Genomic DNA, 2,203 nt, shown 5'->3' with positions numbered 1-2,203 from the left:
AGACGACACGACACCCCGTCTCTGCCACCGAGGCACCGGCACTATGCCTGACCAGCGGAAACGCACCCGTCACTATCGGAAAGACAACGGCTTCTCACGCCCTGCGAATTTGCGTTGGAGCGCACTCGAACTCCTAGGGTCCGACCCATGCGATACGTCAAACTCGGAGCGACCGGTCTGGAAGTCTCCGCCATCACTCTCGGCTGCATGAGCTTCGGTGAGCCGGACCGGGGTGGCGAGCCCTGGTCGCTGGGCGCGGACGCCAGCCGGGACATCATCAAGCAGGCCCTGGAGGGCGGCGTCAACTTCCTCGACACGGCGAATGGGTACAGCGCCGGAAGCAGCGAGGAGATCGTCGGTCAGGCGGTCAAGGACTTCACCCGGCGCGAGGAGGTCGTTCTCGCCACGAAGGTCTGGATGCGGATGCGTCCCGGCCCGAACGGCGCCGGGCTGTCCCGCAAGGCGATCTTCGCCGAGCTCGACGCCTCCCTGAAGCGGTTGGGGACCGACTACATCGACCTGTACCAGATCCACCGCTGGGACTACGACACCCCGATCGAGGAAACCCTCGAGGCGCTGCACGACGCGGTCAAGTCCGGGAAGGTCCGCTACATCGGAGCTTCTTCCATGTACGCCTGGCAGTTCACCAAGGCCCTCTACCTGGCTGACCTGAACGGCTGGACCCGGTTCGTGTCGATGCAGGACCACTACAACCTCATCCACCGGGAAGCGGAGCGGGAGATGTTCCCGCTCTGCGCGGACCAGGGCATCGGCGTGATCCCGTGGAGTCCGCTGGCGCGGGGCAGGCTGACGCGGGCCCGGGACACCGTCACGGCGCGTGCGGAGAGTGACGAGGGCGGCGGGATCCTCTACCGCGACGGGGATCAGGCGGTGGCCGAGCGCGTCCACGAGATCGCGGGCAGGCGGGGTCTGTCTCCGGCCCAGGTCGCTCTGGCCTGGGTCATGCGTAGCCCGGTGGTGACCTCGCCCGTCGTCGGGGTCACCAAGTCGGCCCAGCTGGCCGACGCGGTCGCCGCGGTGGACGTCGAACTCGACGAAGACGAGGCCGCCTACTTGGAGGAGCCCTACCAGCCACACGAGACCGCCTATCTGGAGGAGTCCTTCTACACGTCGCGCCCTGTGGCGGGCTCCCGGTAGTCCGGGCTGCCGCCGGGCCTTTCGACGAGTCCTTGGTCTCGGCCCTCCTGGGCCCGGCGGTGGTTGTGGGCGGTCGCGGCTGTGGCGCAGTCGGCACCGTCGCCCTCCAACTGGCCAGGCGCGTGGGCGCACATGTGGCGATCACCGCGAGCGCGGCGAACGCCGCTCGGGTCGGGGAAGTCGGCGCAGATGTCGTCGTCGACGACCGCACCCAGGACTTCGAGGGATTGCTGGACGGCTTTGACGTGGTCTTCGACGACCGCGGTGGCAAGGCCCTGGAGGAGGCGTTGGGAGTCCTCGGGGTGGTGGGAAGGTCGTCAGCGTCGCCGGGCCGCCTGACACCGATTTCGCCTGCGAGTTGGGCGTGAACCCGGTGCTGCGGCGGGCGATGAACGTGCTGGGTTTCAGGACCCGGCGCCGTGCCGGGTGCCGGGCGTGATCTGCTTCTTTCTGTTCATGAGGGCCGGCGGCGACCAGCTGCGTGGACTGGCGTGGCTCGTCGACGCCGGGGAGATCCGCCCCGTCGTCGGTCGGGTGTTCTCCTTCTCCCAGGTCCGCGGTGCGGTGTGGTACGCCGAGAAGGGCCGTGCCGGGGCCGGCGACGTCGTGATCGCCATGGTGTGGGGGCCGGCCGCCGGGCGGTGTCATCGCCCGAGTCATCGCGGTCGACGATTCGCAGCCGGTACGTGCCCCTGGTCGAGGGCCGCCTCGGCGGATGTCTGCGCCTGGTCGTCCCGGGCGGCCGGCTGCTCCCCGTCCGGGCGCCACGCGTCGCGGTCGCGGACGTGGTCGAATTCCTCGGCCCGGGCGGCGAGGACGTCGAAATGGGGGAGCGGGGCCCACAGGCTGCGTTCCCCGATGACGTACAGGCGGCGCTTGGCGCGGCTGGCGGCGACGTTGAGCAGGTGAGGGGTGCGGGCGGCCCAGTCGCGGGCGCCGGGGCGGCCGCCGCCTAGGGCACGTATTCGGTCGTGATCAATGGGTTCGAGTGAGGTCCTTGATCCAGATCATCGCGCCACGGAGGTGGAGGCCGGCGAGGTAGCTT

The 2,203-nt window shown here is 69.5% G+C and carries 3 protein-coding genes; all 3 read left to right on the top strand.

Annotation, left to right across the window (positions count from 1 at the left end):
* Positions 1-147 precede the first annotated feature (147 nt).
* Positions 148-1,158 (top strand): aldo/keto reductase, encoded by a 1,011-nt coding sequence (locus ABZ495_RS36985; RefSeq protein WP_359812212.1) that lies wholly within the window; start codon positions 148-150, stop codon positions 1,156-1,158.
* 134 nt (positions 1,159-1,292) lie between these two features.
* Entirely contained in the window at positions 1,293-1,526 is a 234-nt protein-coding gene (locus tag ABZ495_RS36980; RefSeq protein WP_359840379.1) for a hypothetical protein, read from the top strand.
* Between the two features lie 88 nt (positions 1,527-1,614).
* The gene (locus ABZ495_RS36975; protein ID WP_359840381.1) at positions 1,615-2,067 is read left to right on the top strand and encodes a zinc-binding dehydrogenase; all 453 of its coding nucleotides are present in this window, start codon (positions 1,615-1,617) and stop codon (positions 2,065-2,067) included.
* Positions 2,068-2,203: the final 136 nt, after the last annotated feature.

This window comes from Kitasatospora sp. NPDC005748, from assembly GCF_040630735.1.
Classification (GTDB): Bacteria; Actinomycetota; Actinomycetes; order Streptomycetales; family Streptomycetaceae; genus Kitasatospora.
Note: the sequence above shows the minus strand (reverse complement) of the source record. Positions and strands in the feature narration are given on the sequence as shown.

Excerpts from the sequence above, each read along its gene's own strand:
- ABZ495_RS36985 (WP_359812212.1), top strand. The coding sequence starts at position 148 with ATGCGATACGTCAAACTCGGAGCGACCGGTCTGGAAGTCTCCGCCATC.
- ABZ495_RS36975 (WP_359840381.1), top strand. The coding sequence starts at position 1,615 with ATGAGGGCCGGCGGCGACCAGCTGCGTGGACTGGCGTGGCTCGTCGAC.